Raw genomic sequence first — 15876 nt, forward strand, 5'->3', positions numbered from 1 at the left:
GTTTTTACGAGCCCTCGATGAAGATTTGGTCTCTCTTGTCCCTCGTGGACATACCTTATGTAATGCGACCACGAGTGATTGACAGAGCGATTGAGGGGATCGGTTTGCGTAAACAATCATTTTTACAAGGCGCCATGGTACTCGGTGCCGCAGGACTGGCTACCAAAGGGATGGCCATGATGATCCAGGTCGTGGTCGCGCGGGAACTGGGTGCGCAGGGATTCGGCTTATTTCAGACCATCAATCCATTGTTTTATCTCCTGCTGACGATCTCGACACTGGCGTTGCCGCCCGCGCTCTCGAAAGTCTTGGCCGAAAACATCGCCATCGGCAATCTTGCAAAAGCCCGGCGCGCGTGGCGTCTGTCGAACGGGACCGTGCTCGTCATATCCGCGGCCGTCTGTCTGTTCGCGCTCGCGTTTGCGCCGGAAATCGCGGCGAAGTGGCTCGACGCCCGTGCCACCCTGCCGTTCATCGGGGCATTGTTCCGGATCCCTGTGGTGTGCCTGTCGTCCGTCATGACCGGGTACTACATGGGCATTCAGAATCAGACACCGCCTGCTGTCGCGTGGATCGTCGAGACGGCGGTCCGCACCATGACAACCATTCCACTCGTGATTGCGTTCAGTCCGCACGGCATTCAATATGGCGCGCTCGCGGTCATGATTGGCGCGGGACTGGGCGAGGCGGCAGGGTATCTGTTTATGTTGTCACGTTATCTCGCGCGCGATCGAAAGGCGATGGAACACGCGGTGCAGGCCGCTTCCTCGTCGACGCAAGCGAACGCGAGCGTGCAAGGAACCGCTCGCGATCTTGTGCAGATTGCCTTGCCCAATACCATCACCAACATCACCGGCATCGTCGCGTTCGCCGCTGAGCCGGTGATCATGTATTTGGCCTTCGCGAAGATCGGGATTCCTAAATCGCAGGCAACGGCGCTCTACGGCGCGTTCGGCATGGCGATGGAACTATTGTTTCTGCCGACGGTGTTGTCGTCGGCGCTGTCTTCTGTCGTGATCCCGGCCGTGTCGGAAGCGGCGGCGTTGCGCAACGGCGCGTTGGTCACCAGACGATTGAACCAAGTGATCCAAGCGACGATGTTTCTTGCGTTGCCAGCCACCGTATTTTTCACCCTGTCCGGCCACGATCTCGCGACGTCCTTATACAACGTGAAACTTGCGGGCGACATTCTCGCGTACGTCGCGCCGACCTGCGCGTTTCTCTACGTGCTCGATCCGCTGTCGGCCGTCCTGCAAGGGTTGAACAAAGCAGCCATCTCCACACTGATCTCGCTCGTCACCAGCGCCATTCGCATCGGGTGTATCTATTACTTCGTCGGGATCGAACGAGAAGGGATCTATGGCGTAGCGACCGCCGTGGCGATTGCGGGCATCGTGAGCACCGTCATCAGCGTCTACTTCGTGCGAAAGTACGTGCACCTCTGGGTCAACTTTCTTAACGTTGGCAAAATGTTAATCGCGGCCGCGCTGGCCTCTGTTCCCATCCGCGAGACCCAAGTCGCCTTGCACAGTCTGTCGCCGAGCCTGCAAGTGGCCGTCAGCGGAATCGTCGGACTGTTCACCTACTTAGTGGCGGCCATCTACCTGAGAGTGGTCCGAGTCGAACAACTGGAACGCATCCCGGTATTCGGAACCGTGCTCGTGAGCGTGTTGGCCAAAATGCCGTTTGTCTCATCGCACAACACGGCGCGATAGGGATTACGACTGATAGCCGTTGGGATTTTGGCTCTGCCAACGCCATGAATCCCGGCACATGTCGAGCAGCGTTTTCTCAGCCCGCCAGCCCAGCACGCGGTTCGCTTTCGAAGGGTCCGCGTAGCTGCGCGCCGCGTCCCCGCTCCTGCGCGGACCGATCCGGTACGGAATGCGGATCCCAGACGCCTGTTCAAACGCATGGACGACCTCCAGCACGCTTGAGCCCGTGCCGGTACCCAAGTTAAAAGGCTCTATCCCGTTCTCACGCATGACCCACGCCAGCGCCTTGACATGCCCCTTCGCCAGATCCACCACGTGAATGTAATCGCGAATCCCCGTGCCGTCCGGCGTATCGTAGTCGTCGCCGTGAATCGTCAGTTCAGGAAGTTTGCCAACGGCCACCTGAGTGACATACGGCAGCAAATTGTTTGGAATGCCGTTTGGGTCTTCGCCAATCCTGCCGCTCTCGTGCGCGCCAATCGGATTGAAGTAACGGAGTAAAGCAATCCCCCACTCGTGGTCCGCGTGGTGCACATCTCGAAGAATCTGCTCGATCATCGCCTTCGACTGACCATATGGATTCACCGGGGCCAATGGCAAGTCCTCGCGCAAAGGCACCGTTTCCTGCGCCCCATACACCGTAGCGGAGGAACTGAACACGAAGCGCTTCACACCAAAAGTCTGCATCACTTCACACAGATGAAGGGTGCTGAGCAAATTGTTCTTGTAATACCGCAGCGGCTGCGCGACCGACTCGCCGACCGCCTTCAAAGCCGCGAAGTGAATCACAGCGTCAATCCGATGTGCTCGAAAGACGGTTTCAACTGCGTCTTTATCCAGCAAGTCGATAGCATAGATGGGAAATTCCTTTCCCGTGATGGCGCTGACGCGTGCCAACGCCTCGCGCTTGCTGTTGTCGAAGTTGTCGATCACCACGATATCGTATCCGGCGTCCAGGAGCTCGACGCACGTGTGCGATCCGATATAGCCAGCCCCGCCAGTGACCAGGATATTCACAGCAACACCTCCACCATTGTGCCTGGGTATGATTGCGTATGTCTCCACTATAGTCGATTCCCATTGGAAAATCACGGATTTCTTACCCGCGACAGACTCCGCCGCCCATCTATTTCCTGCAATTCTACCATTTATGCCAAGTATGAATTTAATCCATATGATATGCTTTTTTAGGAAATCACAACGCCGAATCCCAGATCAGGGGGTTCGCAGGCATTGGAGGAATTTTCGTTTGAAGAACCGGACAGTCACCACATCGATTGCGGCTAGCATCATGACACTGTCGCTCGGAACGTCGGTCGCGATGGCCAGTACCACGTCATCTTCGGCGAAGGTTGTCCAAGTTGTCCATGCAGCGTACATGATTACGGCTCCGAAATTGGGATCGACCAAACTTCAGCTGGAGCCAGTCGGCACCCAATTGACCCTGGAGCAAGGCGGCAATTCGTACTGGTATCACGTCGAAGCGCCAAATGGAAAATCCGGATACATCACTACCACAACGTACTATACGGAGGAATTGAACGCCTCCAGCAGTTCCACATCGAAGACCGCATCCTCGTCGACATCGACATCCACATCGACGGCAACGTCCCCGTCAAGCGTCGCCACGAGCACCTCCGCGCCTTCGTCCACGTCCAACCCGACCGTGGAAGTGCTGAACAGCGCGTATTTGATTGCGCAGCCGGCGACGGGATCGACCCGTATTGAACTGGAGCAGGTTGGGACGCAACTGACCCTTGAGTCCGGGGGCAACAGTTACTGGTACCATGTGCAAGCGCCCGACGGAAAATCGGGTTATATCACGACATCGTCGTACTATACGAAAGAAGTTACGAACGCGCCAACCGTCTCCTTGCCCCCAGGAATCACGCTCGACCCGTCGATCACGCCGATTGCCGGCGTCAACGCGTCAGCAACCGCGAAATTCAATGCCATCCTCCAGGTCGCCGAGAGCAAACTGGGAACGCCGTACGAACTGGACCACAACGAGGATCGCGGACAGACAGGCTTCGATTGCTCCAATTTCGTCGAGTACGTCTATCACCACGCACTCGGATACGTATTCAGCACCGCGTCGAAGACCCAGTACACCTCGGTCGGCACGACCGTGCCAACGGCCGACATGCAACCCGGTGACTTGCTGTCGTTCAACGACGGCGGACACAGCGGGATCTACGTGGGCAACAACCAGATGATCCAGTGCGGCGGCGGCCTCGGCAAAGTAGGCTATCTCAGCGTCGCGCCCGGAAGCTACTGGTACAACCATTTATCCGCCGTGAAACGGATGTATTGATGGAACAAACCAATTCGACTTCGTCGTATCCAAACATGGGCTGCCCTGCGCCAGGACAGCCCATGTTTCACGGATGCGAACGGTGTTGGACCTCAGCGGATGATGGGTTCGAGAGCGCCTTCCCGCTGGCGGATGCGCTGCACGAGGTGATCGATGAACGAGTCCCCGTCCCACACTTGTGAGATCGACGACTGATAAGGCCGAACCGAGAGCGTCCCTTGCTCGACTTCGTGATCGCCTATCACAATCGTGTAGGGTATCTTTCGCCGCTGGGCTTCGCGAATCTTGTAACCCAGTTTCTCCTGACGCAAGTCGGTGTCGACGCGAATCCCGGCGCCCTTGAATCGCCTTGCCAGATCCTTGACGGTATCGCGGTGCTCAGACCCGACCGGAAGCAACCTTACCTGAATCGGCGCGAGCCAAAGTGGAAAGACCCCGCCGTAGTGCTCAATCAAAATCGCGATAAACCGCTCCATGGACCCGAAGATGGCGCGATGGATGACAACGGGCCGGTGAAGCTGCCCATCCTCGCCGACGTACACCAAATCCATGCGCTCGGGCAGTTGAAAGTCCAACTGGATGGTTCCGCATTGCCAGCGACGCTTCAACGCGTCCTCGATGTGAAAATCGATTTTCGGCCCGTAAAACGCGCCGTCCCCTTCATTGACTTGATAAGGAATCTGGTGGATATGAAGCACTTCGCGCAAGGCATCTTCCGCCTGATTCCACAAGGCGACACTGCCCAGCGCGTTGTCCGGCCGCGTCGACAATTCGACGCGGTACGTAAATCCGAATACGCGGTAAATGTGATCCAGCAGTTCGATCACGCCGGAGACTTCCGGCAGAATCTGATCGGCGCGAACGAAGATGTGGGCGTCGTCCTGCGTGAAGGATCGCACGCGTGTCAGACCGCTCAACGTGCCTGACAATTCGTGCCGATGGCAGATGCCGTACTCCGCCAGTCGCAGCGGCAGGTCTCTGTACGATCTCGTCTGGCTCTTGTAGATCAGCATGTGACCCGGACAACTCATCGGCTTCAAGGCGTGCTTCTCGTCGTCGACGTCGACAAAGTACATATTCTCGCGATACTTCTCCGCGTGACCCGATTGCTGCCAAAACCGTTCGTGCATCATCAGCGGCGTGCGCACCTCATCGTAGTCGAACGCCTGCAAGGACTTTTCGAATCCTTCGATCGCTTCGCGCAACGCGAGTCCGCCAGGCAGATAGAACGGCATACCAGGCGCGTCCTCGGAAAACATGAACAACTCGAGTTCCTTCGCGACCTTCCGGTGATCGCGCGCCCGGGCATCCTCCAACTGCGCGAGATGTGCCGCAAGTTCCGCCGTAGTCGCGAACGCCACGCCCTGAATGCGCTGCAGCATTTCCTTGCGAGCCCCCGTCGGGCGGTGTACGCCGCCCACCGTCAACAACTTGAACGCCGCACAGGGAGAAGGCGCCGAAGCGTCCGCCTCTCGACTCGCGATGTCTCGCATGGTGTCCTCAATCGCCGACAACTCCGTCACCGATATCGGAGACTGAACGTCAAAATCGCAGTAGAAGGCGGCGTGATCCACCTGGCCTCCAACCAGCAGCGCATCCGCTTCACCGTAACGTTCCTGGACAGCCTTGCCCAATATCAACATGGCTTGGCACGCGGCCGCCCCAGTCCGTGGCTCCGAATCCGGAGAAGACGCCGCTGTCACCGCGGTAGTCGAGCGCAAAACCTCCTGTTCGTCCGTTTGCCCTGCAAACTCCTGTACGCGTTTCATCGACATCGTTCTCCTTTCTTCAAATGTTGATGATTTGAACCACGTGGCGACCGCATCGTCTCACCGCCGCAAAACAAAAAGGCGCCAATCGTCCCCCGAAGGGACGACTGACGCCGTGGTTCCACCCTAATTTGCTCACACGATGGCGAGCCTTCATTTCGATAACGGAGGTGACCCTCCGGCCACGGATACATACCGCTTTGTCGCGGTGGTTCCCCGCAGCAGCTACAGGGTGGTAAGTACGATGGCGTACACGGGGAACCTTTCAGCCGGTGGATTCCCTCTCTGGACAGTCGTTTCATCATCACCCATGTCCCTGATCACAGCTCATGTATCCAGTTGTTATGGTGAGAAGCATATACGCTCTCGTCCAGCCTGTCAATCCCAAGTCCGCCGCCGTCGACCAGTGACCTTCGGCCATCATGTTCGTCTGCGCCGGTGCGATCGGAACAATTCGGGCACGCCCTCGAGATCCTGACTCGGCCAACGAGCGACGAGATCGTGCAAGCCATTCTTCCAACGAAACGGGATCAGCGGCCAGAGGTACGGTTTGCCAAACGATTTCGTGAACACCAGCAACAGTCCCCAACTGACGACACTGACTGCAAAACCAACCCAATTCAACCCTGCGGTCCACAGCATAATCCAGATACGCGCCAACTGGTTCGCCGAAGCGAGTTCGAACGACGAAGTGGCGTGTTGCGCCAGCATGACAAATCCCATGTAGACAAGCACTTCTGGCTGAAGCAGTTGAATCTGTGTCGCAAACTGGCCAAACAGTAACGCTGCGATGATGCCGATCGACGAGGCCATGGCCGTCGGTGTGTTGAGCACCGCAAAACGAAGGATGTCGAGCGCGAGTTCGGCAACGAGCAATTCCGCCCAAAGCGGCAGCGGATCGTGACGTGACGCAATAAAGAAACTCGCCCAGTGCGGGATATGCGTCGGATGCTGATTGACCACGATAAATGCACCAGGCAAAAAGATGCTCATGAAGACCGCCACGGCAATCACCCACCGCAAGTATGTCCCAACGAGTGGATACGAATGGTATTCTTGCGGATTCTGAATGTGCTGAAAGAACGTTGTTGGCGCGATAATGACTTCGGCTGTCGTATCGACCACGATCACCACCTGGCCTTCCAACAGGCACGTTGCGGCGACGTCCGGCCGCTCGGTGTAGCGAGCAATCGGATACGGATTCCATTTGACCTTGCCCATGAGATCGATAATCTGTTGTTCGCCCATCATCATGCCTTCCGACTTGACGCTCTTGATGAGGTTTCGCATCTTCTCGACCAATTCTTCATCAGCAACGTCCTTTAAGTACATCAGGCTGACGTCGGTCTGACTCCTGCCGCCGACTTGAAACAGCTCCACGCGCAGCCGTGGATCCCGCAAACGGCGGCGAATGAGCGTCGTGTTCATGAGCATTGTCTCGGTAAAGCCATCGTGGTTTCCGCGAACGACACGCTCTGTCATGGGCTGATCGATACTGCGCATCGGATACACACGGGTATCGATCAAAAGCACCTTATCGTATCCGTCGATAAACGTAATCAGCGGTCCGGACAGAATGAAGCGAACCGCATCGCTCATTTTATCGATAACTTGGACCTGAACGAAATCGATGTTGGTGTTGAGATAAAACACCAACTCTTCGATGGTGTAGTCCTCGCCCTTCTTCTGCTGTTCAAACGCCTCCACGTTTTTGTGGAAGCTGTCCAACACGAGGACGACGTTCATCGTTAAAAAGAAACCGTTCGTCACGTAGGACATCATGTTGAGTTTTCCGTACCGGAACGGTTTGGCCATGATGTCCCAAGTCGTGCCGATCCCGAGGAGATCGTTCACGTAGTTCACGTTGTCCTCGAGCGACCGACTCACTGGCACCGTCTCAATCTTTTCCATGGATTGGCTCATTGACACGTCTCCTCCATTTTTGTGCATTCCGTATAGACGTCCCCGAACGGCCGCATTTTATGCACATTGCTGGAGTAAGTACGCACCTGAAACCATTCGAAAGCAGAGCGACCTATTCACATGTATACTGTATACGCCGAATCAGCATGAGTGCGACAAGGAGCAGAGGCACCCCTAGCAAAAGACACCAACTGATAGGTACGAGCACATGATTGTACAACCAAAGTGCGTCGGCACCGTTTCGGACAGCCATCGCCATACCGACGATGATTGCAACCACAAGGACCGAAAATCGACGGTAGTCGTCCTCCGGTTGTCCCAAAATACGAGCGATCAGCGTTGCCTGGCACCATATGTGGTTACTCGTAAACAATACTGTGTACGCGGTAGCGAGGATAATAATAACGATACCGATTCGCTCGATTAAAAATCCCCTTAAATGCAGGAGGCCAAGAGTAAACTGCATGGGAAAGGTAAGGTGTTCCGGAGCAAACCATCCCAAATTGCTCAATACCGCGAAAAAGGATGTCAACATCGCCACTCCCGCGATCACGACGCTGATGTAACAATACCATTTCGACAATCTGCTGTTGTAGTAGTACGGATTGAGCATCAAGAAAATATTGAAGCCTAAGTAGAGTGGAAGCAGGTGAAGCACTCCCAGCCAGGTATCTTGCAGGCTGACCACCTGAGTTGGTATCCATCGGTATTCTCCACGGATCATGACGGCAATGCAACTCGTGAGGTTCCCGACTAAAGTCATCGGAAACACAATACTCGCGACGCGACCTAAATTCTCTATCCCGCCCCAAGCCCCTCTCCAAGAAAGCAACACGAATGTCATCAAGAACACAAAGCGTGGAGTCGCCGGAAAATATGCTTTCATCATGGACGCGAAAAAATAGCAGCACAAGGCGACAAACAGGAGATAGCACGGTACGTAGACAACCCCAATCATGGTTGCAATCCCTCGTCCGCAAACGCGGACAACAATATCAAATCCCCCCACGTCGGGGAGACGATTATTGATCCACTGATGCCCCCATGCCATCACCAGACTAGCACCGATAACTCCAAGCATTGCCCATAGGGCGTCTAAATGGGCGTATTTCACCGCAACGCCAGGAAATATCCAATAGGCCAGAGGAAGGTAACTTACCGAGGCCAGCGAAAGCGTTTGCAAATATGTCATGCGTTGCACTAGTTGAGCGCTCCCTTGTGTCCAATTTCAGCTTTGACGCGAACATCAATCTGCGCGGACGAAAAGAGAGTCGACCAATGGTTGGAGATAATTGAGGCGTCCTTTGGGTGAACCACCATATCCCTTAACCCAAAACCGAAAGGATCCACTTTATTCCTTTGGCATGCTCGAATAACTTCGATCGTGTGTTGCTCCACTGTCGTCTCGACCGCCTTTTCATAAAGCTGCATATCTTGAGGCGATACTTCTATCTCTCCATTGGTGGCGTTCACATCAAGATCACCTTTGAGAAGAATCTTCAGAACGAGTTGCAAATGCCCGTGGACTTGACGAACGAATCTCTTACTCGTCGATTTGATATGCAATAATTCGAAATCCGAGTCGTTGTACTCAAATGAAATCGCCATGTTTTTTAATTTGCCCAGGATAATGTTGTAGTAGACCACATCTTGCATCGGCAATTCACAAACGGGCTGAAAGCCCTCGAATACGACTGCGCCTCCGACATCAAATCCCTCTGGAGACGAGCGCAACATGGCGGTAGTCGGGTTAATACCGGGCTGGGTTGTGTCTCTCCAAAACTCCCAAGTCCTCCGTCGTACCGTATAACCGGACTGCCGAACCCGACTGAACACATTAACCAAGTCGTCCACTGGTTCGTCAATGCTTGACCCGCTAAGAAAACCTGCGGCCGTTTCGGGTGTCATGAAGATGAATGCCAGTTTGTCCGATGACATATTGCCCATGATAGATGCGACAACACGCTCAATCTGTTTATCTTGAAGATGTTCATTTAGGATAAGCACTTGCAAGCTTGCAAGATAAAATTCCTTGCTGTTTCTCGTCTGGAGTTCGGACAGCGCAGTGGACAACGTCCCGCACGAAACCGTGAAGTTCTTATAGTGTTTGGCACTTCCGGAACCACTCATGTTGCTTCCGCTTGAGTTTGAGCTTTGTGAAAAAATGGGTACGTGCAGTGTGAAAATCACGTGATGTGAGTTATCTGGATCAGGATCCACGGCGATGCCCGTCACCTGTGCTCTGTCGTTGACTCGATGATAGTCCCAGCAACCCGACAGCGGCAGGCAAAGCAATAGGCAGAGGACGATGCGACGAAACCTCACGACACTCATCCCTTATCATCAACAGGCTTGTTGTGTTGCGTCCGTTTGTTGAGTAACTTCAGCGGAAGCCGAACGAAACCATCGACCAAGAAATCCCTTAGATATTCTCCATCCATCGGCGCGAGATATGGCGTCCCGAATGATCTCAAACTCACAACTTCATGCAGAAACCAAAGCGACACGAGCAATATTCCGTAGAAACCAAATGTGGCAGACGCCAACAGAGCAATCCAACTTCCGATACGCAGTACACTGGTGAACTCATAGCTTGGTATTACGAAGAAACTAATGGCGGTCAGCGAAACGACAATGATGAGAATATTGCTCACCAAGCCAGCTTGTACCGTCGCTTCGCCGACGACAAGACCTCCAACAATACTGAGCGTTTGTCCCAACTGCCTCGGCATCCTCAAAGTAGCTTCACGCAGAATCTCAACCACGATTTGCATCAAGACAACCTCTACAAACGCCGAAAATGGAACCCCCTCACGAGACTGCGCAATCTGGTTACCAAGCACCTTTGGCAGCAGTTCTGGATTAAAATCGACGAAAGCGACATATAGTGCAGGCAAATAGAGACTCAGGAATAACGCGATCACTCGTAGTCCGCGAATGAGCGTCGCCTCCCATGTGGAGCGCGTGTAATCTTCTTCCGTTTGAAAAAAGTCCTGGATGGTGGCGGGATACAGGAGCACACACGGATCCCCATCCACGATGAGCACGACTTTGCCTTGTACAACTTCACGCGTGACGGTGTCGATTCGCTGCGTCACTCTCGATACGGGAAAAGGATTCCACGGATGCTCTGACAGCATTTGTTCAACTGTCGCCGATCCGTTGATCAAATCTATGTTCACCTGGAGGATCCTCTGGTCGATGGAACTCACTAAGGAAGGGTTCGCGATGTCCCGCAGATACACCATGGCGACAGTTCTTTCACTTCTTGCACCGAGTCTGTACTCCTTTACGGTGAGACTAGGACACGCCAAACTTGCCCGGATAAGACCCAAGTTCGTTTGATAGTCTTCGACAAAGCTAATTTGCGAGCCGCGCGTCGACGCCTCAATGGTCGGCTGCTCCGGAACCCGATGCTCGACGCTCCGCGCCGGAATGACGATGGCATGGGATACACGTTCAATGAGAATGACGAGATCACCTGTGTCCAACGGTCTGATTGTGTCGCGCAAGTCCGATGTCAAACACGGATTCGCGCCAGTCAAGACGTGATTGAGAACGTACGACTCGAACGTCATGCGAATGCGCTTCGGGTAATGATGTTGCAACAGTGACTGAATGGTTTTCTCCACCACATCACTTTTACAAATGCTCACATAGAACAGAAGGACACAGCGCCGTCCCGCCACTTGAAGGTTTCTTATCACAAAGTCGTCACTTTGACCGAGATGTGACGAGGTGTAGGACAGGGCTTCGTTGATATCTCCGCGATACGGGAGAGAGTCAGCCTTGGCTGTCGACACCGACGAATGGTGATGAGTGTGAAATCTGCGCCGCGATCGATTGAGGTGCAAAACGCCTTCACTTCCTCATTCCGATTATCGTGCCGATTTTCCCCAACCATCGCGAGAAATATTCACCACATTTCTATTCGACGACGGTTCCTCATACAATGTAGCAATTCGGGAAGGAGGGATAACAGCATGAATCCCTTGACAATGGACGAGGAGCATGCCTTCTGGCTCAACATTTTGTTGGACCATGCCGTGTTTGTTCGCGATTTTCTCTCTCCATCCGAAAGGGAACACGTTCGGGTCGCGAATTACTATATTCGTCAATTTGAACAGATGATTCATCGGTTGCACGAACAAGGGCCTTCCATTCAATTCGCTGCGCAATCGCTGCAACTGGCTGAACACTACTATCGATTCGAAGGACATTTGCAGGCCTTGCGGATCAAGAACGAAATCATCATCAATCTGACGCCAACATACCTCATTGGCACGCTGAACGAGAACGAAGAATACATCCGTCTGTGTAAAAAATGGGCAGAAGGAGAGACTCCAGCAGCGCTGTCCACACCAAAATTGCTTAACCTTTGGCTGGACGACATGTTGGGTCACGCGTTGTTGCTTGTGAATATCTTGGACCCAATTGAAGCGGAAATGATTGAAAAAACACAGCGACTGGTGGACGCCTATGAGAAGTACAAGTTAAAAAATTTTGCCATTCAGAAATATATGCGATTCATGCCAACGTTCCCTGGTGAACACAGGTTCACTTACGACATCGCTAGAACAACCATTGTCTTTAACGAATGGGTCGACGAAGTCATTCACATGTTCCGGAACGATGAAGTATTGAATCGAACCACACTGCCTTTCCTCGAGCATCATTTGCCCGAGTCATGCTATTTCCTTTTACAATTGGCACAGAGAAATCCAAGCGTCAATCAATTAGGAGAGACCTCAAAATCAAGGGAAATCTTAACCCGATATATCACCCGATTTCAGTGAATGATCGCATCACGACGCGTCAGGTACGCGTCGCGCTCAAGCAACCGCCGCGAGGGGCGCGTTGTCATTCGCGCGCCTGCCAATTTTGCTGGCAGCGCTGGATAGCGAGTGACCACTTACACTCGAAGTTGCTGGTACACCTCGCGAATGCCTGCCGCGCACGCATCCCAGGAAAATTCACTTTGCACTTTTCGTTGAGCATACGCAGCCATTCGCAAGGAACCAGCCTGGTCGCGCAGCGCGTCGACAATTTGCGTCGCCAGCGAGTTGACATCCCCAGGGATAGCCTTGCGCCCCTCCACCATATGATCCACCAGTTCCGCCAACCCTCCTGAATCCGCGACCACGACGGGGCATCCTGCTTGCATCGCCTCCAACGCGACGAGCCCAAAGGGTTCATAATAGCTCGGAATCACTGTCAGGGCCGCCTCCGCCAACAATTGATCCCGTTCCGACGGCCCGACAAATCCCAGAAAATCGACATGGCCAAACATGGAATCGGCAAGTCCCCGCAGTTCTGACTCCAAAGGACCCGTTCCAGCAATCAGCAACTGGACATCGGGGATTTGAGCGCACACCTGGCGCATGGCGTGCAGCAATGTATGAACGCCCTTTTCAAAGACCAGACGTCCAAGAAAGAGAACCTGGTTCGTCGAGCGGCGGCGCTGAACCGATGAATGTTCCTTGGAAAGAATGCCGTTCCGGAACACATCCACTTTGTCTTCAGGCAGTTGAAACAAGCCACAAACCTCCGACTTCATGGCCAGACTGCAGACGAAAATTCGATCCGCCGCTGTCGCAACGGCAAACTCGCGATCGTGAATCCGCGTCTGCAACTCGCTGGTCAACCGTCCTTGGTTCCTGCCCCACTCCGTGGCATGGATGGTCATCACCAGCGGAACCTCCATACGCTCCGCCAGTTCTTCCGCCGCGATACTAACCAGCCAGTCGTGGCCGTGAATCAAGGAGATGCCACACCCGCGACGCACCAATTCAAGCGCGCAATCCACCAGTGCGAGATTCATCAGAACAACCCAATCGTAGAACGAGACCGTCGGTTCAATAAAAGGCATGGTTGCGCGGTGCACATAAACTCCATGGCGCAGCTCCAACGCAGGTTCGCGCTCGCGCGCGATGGTGATGACGTGAACCGTTTCCCCTTGTTTCGCCAGCGTCTCCGCCAGTTCCGACACAGCTCTTCCCAAACCTCCAACCACGTTCGGCGGATACTCCCATGTCAGCATGAACACGCCCGGTTTCGACACGGCGTCATTCAGCAACTTTTGGTCCAACGTGATTGCGTGGTCCAGTACGAGGCGTCCCGGAGGGAATGCCATCACATCTTCTCTGGTCGCCGAAAAACTTGGCACGGACAGGTTCGCGGAAAGTTGTTCGATGTGATCGTAAAAGTCAGCCAAATGACTCGAAAAGCGGGTCAAGGCATATGAAACGACCGTGTCGTGATCCAGGATGAAAGCCCAATCGCTGCTTTGGGCGAGCGCCAACGCCTCAGCCGCGGCGCGAAGATGCCCGCCCGTGCCAGGCGCCTGCGCCGCAATCGAGATCGCGCGCTGAAGCATTCGCTCGGCGACGTGTAAATGACGATACATCCAATGGTTTTTTGCGTTTACCCAAACTTCCGCATATCCCCCGCGCCCCCATGTCGACATCGACAATTCGTGGACTGGGCCGGGATGTTGCAGTGAAGACGCCACGTATCCTGGTGAGGCCAATTCAAACCCGTATTGCTCCGCGGCCAAGACCACCTGTCGCAGCCATTCAATCCCTTCGAACCACCAATGCCCAAACAGTTCGGCATCGTACATCGCGGTGATCACGGGCTGGTCAATACCGGAACGAGGCGCTTGGTCGGCCTCTAAGCCACATTGCTGCAAAAAGTGATGCGCATGCACCACGGTACGTTGCATGGCCGCGTCCGGATTGTACAGCAGCTTTTCGGTTCCCTTGCCCGTGACCTGATAATACTTGATACCTGTGTCAATTCTCGCACCATTGTCCAATAAGTAGGGGCGAATATAATTCCACGCCTCCTCAGACTCCCATCCGATATCCCAGCCAATGTCCCGATAAAATTCGCGGTACACGCTGTCTCCGGGATAACCGTCCTGCGCGTTCCATACCAACTCCGACGTCGATTGGTTCCGAATGAAAGCGGTGATTCCCTGCCCAATATGCAGCGGAGCCAAACATGGGCGCAACTTCTCATCAGGTGTGTCCATCGCGTGCACGTCGAGTGGAATCCATTCGATTCCCTCCGCTTGAAACACATCGCGAACCCTCGCGTCGTAACCGCACTCCGGAAGCCAAAATCCCTTCGGCTTTCGGCCGAAACTTTGCCGATACGTCTGAATTCCAGCACAAATCTGAGACTGAATGCCTTCCGTCGTTTGCACTGCCGGCAAGAACGCGTGTGTCGCCGCACTCGCCATCAGCTCAATGACACCTTTTTCCTGTAAAATCTTCAGCGCGAGCGCAGGCCGACAATCCAGATTGATATACTGTTCCAGCGTCATCGTAAACAAGTCATGGTAGAACGACGCCAACCGAAAGAGGTGATCGTCGTTTCGGACACGCGATTTCTCCCGTCCGGCCAACTCAATCTGTCGCTTCAAATGGCTCACGTAGCGCTCCTGCAGTTCTTCATTTTCCATCATCGCGAGCAAGGTGGGCGTCACGGAGAGCGCCAAATAAGGGCTGCCTTTCTCTTGTAACGTGTTGAACAATCGCAAGAGCGGCAAATAGGTCTCCGTGAGCGCTTCATAGAACCAGCGTTCTTCCATTCTGCCGGCGGCGCTGTGGGCAACATATGGAATGTGCGCATGCAGGACGAAGCAGAGTTTCCCTCGGGCGGCGGTCATATGGCGCCTCCAATCCACGGACTGGGTTCGTATACGGTGTACGTCAGAAAAACTTGCCACCACTCCGCTTGTTCTGGCATGGAAGTCGAGAGATTGCTCGTTGTTGCGCCCGGAAGATCGATGACGTTGGAAGTCAATAACGGAACAAACCCGTCGTGATCCACTCCGATTTGAAAAAAATACGCTCCTTTGCGCGACAAGTCTCGGATGAAGCGTTCCCCTACGCGTTCTGTGATCCCGGTCGAAAATGTACAGACAGGGCCGTGTTCCGCCTGCGTCTGTTCGTAACCTCGCAGAATCAACGAGTCGATGTTCCGCTGGAGACCATGTGTTTGATAAAGACGGATGCGCCATTCTGTCAATTCCCAATACAGATATATCTGGTCAGGCGACAACGCCATCCCGTACAGGACGTCTTCGCCATAGCTGTTCGGAAACACCGCGTCACTTGGAAGAAGCACCCTGGTTACCGTCACGCAA

General features: G+C 54.1%; 11 protein-coding genes. 3 read left to right on the forward strand and 8 right to left on the reverse strand.

Annotation, left to right across the window (positions count from 1 at the left end; all coding sequences use genetic code 11):
- Positions 1 to 104 precede the first annotated feature (104 nt).
- Complete coding sequence (locus AAC01S_RS00185) at positions 105 to 1715, forward strand: putative polysaccharide biosynthesis protein (RefSeq protein ID WP_245629981.1); 1611 nt, start codon at positions 105 to 107, stop codon at positions 1713 to 1715.
- A 3-nt stretch (positions 1716 to 1718) separates the two neighbouring features.
- On the opposite strand, the gene galE is transcribed toward AAC01S_RS00185, so the two are convergent.
- Complete coding sequence (galE, locus tag AAC01S_RS00190; protein WP_067616929.1) at positions 1719 to 2732, reverse strand: UDP-glucose 4-epimerase GalE; 1014 nt, start codon at positions 2730 to 2732, stop codon at positions 1719 to 1721.
- Between the two features lie 232 nt (positions 2733 to 2964).
- Between galE and AAC01S_RS00195 the strand changes: the two genes are divergently transcribed.
- The gene (locus tag AAC01S_RS00195) at positions 2965 to 4029 is read left to right on the forward strand and encodes a C40 family peptidase (RefSeq protein ID WP_067616930.1); all 1065 of its coding nucleotides are present in this window, start codon (positions 2965 to 2967) and stop codon (positions 4027 to 4029) included.
- A gap of 92 nt (positions 4030 to 4121) precedes the next feature.
- Here the strand turns inward: AAC01S_RS00195 and thrS are convergent, their stop codons facing one another.
- From thrS to AAC01S_RS00220, 5 genes are all read right to left on the reverse strand, one after another.
- The gene (gene thrS, locus AAC01S_RS00200) at positions 4122 to 5798 is read right to left on the reverse strand and encodes a threonine--tRNA ligase (RefSeq protein ID WP_067616931.1); all 1677 of its coding nucleotides are present in this window, start codon (positions 5796 to 5798) and stop codon (positions 4122 to 4124) included.
- A 420-nt stretch (positions 5799 to 6218) separates the two neighbouring features.
- Positions 6219 to 7721: a spore germination protein gene (locus tag AAC01S_RS00205; RefSeq protein WP_067616932.1), complete on the reverse strand. Its 1503-nt coding sequence runs from the start codon at positions 7719 to 7721 to the stop codon at positions 6219 to 6221.
- 112 nt (positions 7722 to 7833) lie between these two features.
- Positions 7834 to 8913 carry a GerAB/ArcD/ProY family transporter gene (locus AAC01S_RS00210; RefSeq protein WP_245629995.1) on the reverse strand — a complete coding sequence of 360 codons (1080 nt, stop codon included), beginning with the start codon at positions 8911 to 8913 and terminating at the stop codon, positions 7834 to 7836.
- 8 nt (positions 8914 to 8921) lie between these two features.
- The gene (locus AAC01S_RS00215; RefSeq protein ID WP_169793980.1) at positions 8922 to 10046 is read right to left on the reverse strand and encodes a Ger(x)C family spore germination protein; all 1125 of its coding nucleotides are present in this window, start codon (positions 10044 to 10046) and stop codon (positions 8922 to 8924) included.
- A 5-nt stretch (positions 10047 to 10051) separates the two neighbouring features.
- The gene (locus AAC01S_RS00220) at positions 10052 to 11524 is read right to left on the reverse strand and encodes a spore germination protein (RefSeq protein ID WP_281178096.1); all 1473 of its coding nucleotides are present in this window, start codon (positions 11522 to 11524) and stop codon (positions 10052 to 10054) included.
- A gap of 180 nt (positions 11525 to 11704) precedes the next feature.
- Here AAC01S_RS00220 and AAC01S_RS00225 point away from each other — a divergent pair, with 180 nt between their 5' ends.
- The gene (locus AAC01S_RS00225; protein WP_067616945.1) at positions 11705 to 12517 is read left to right on the forward strand and encodes a DUF2935 domain-containing protein; all 813 of its coding nucleotides are present in this window, start codon (positions 11705 to 11707) and stop codon (positions 12515 to 12517) included.
- 116 nt (positions 12518 to 12633) lie between these two features.
- On the opposite strand, the gene AAC01S_RS00230 is transcribed toward AAC01S_RS00225, so the two are convergent.
- Both AAC01S_RS00230 and AAC01S_RS00235 read right to left on the reverse strand, forming a co-directional pair.
- Positions 12634 to 15396, reverse strand: a complete 2763-nt coding sequence (locus tag AAC01S_RS00230; RefSeq protein WP_067616948.1) for a 1,4-alpha-glucan branching protein domain-containing protein — start codon at positions 15394 to 15396, stop codon at positions 12634 to 12636.
- Positions 15393 to 15872: a DUF4912 domain-containing protein gene (locus AAC01S_RS00235; protein ID WP_067616951.1), complete on the reverse strand. Its 480-nt coding sequence runs from the start codon at positions 15870 to 15872 to the stop codon at positions 15393 to 15395. Before AAC01S_RS00235 ends, AAC01S_RS00230 begins: the two co-directional genes overlap by 4 nt.
- Positions 15873 to 15876 lie beyond the last annotated feature (4 nt).

Origin of the sequence: Alicyclobacillus acidiphilus NBRC 100859 (genome assembly GCF_001544355.1) — a bacterium.
Lineage (GTDB): Bacteria > Bacillota > Bacilli > Alicyclobacillales > Alicyclobacillaceae > Alicyclobacillus > Alicyclobacillus acidiphilus.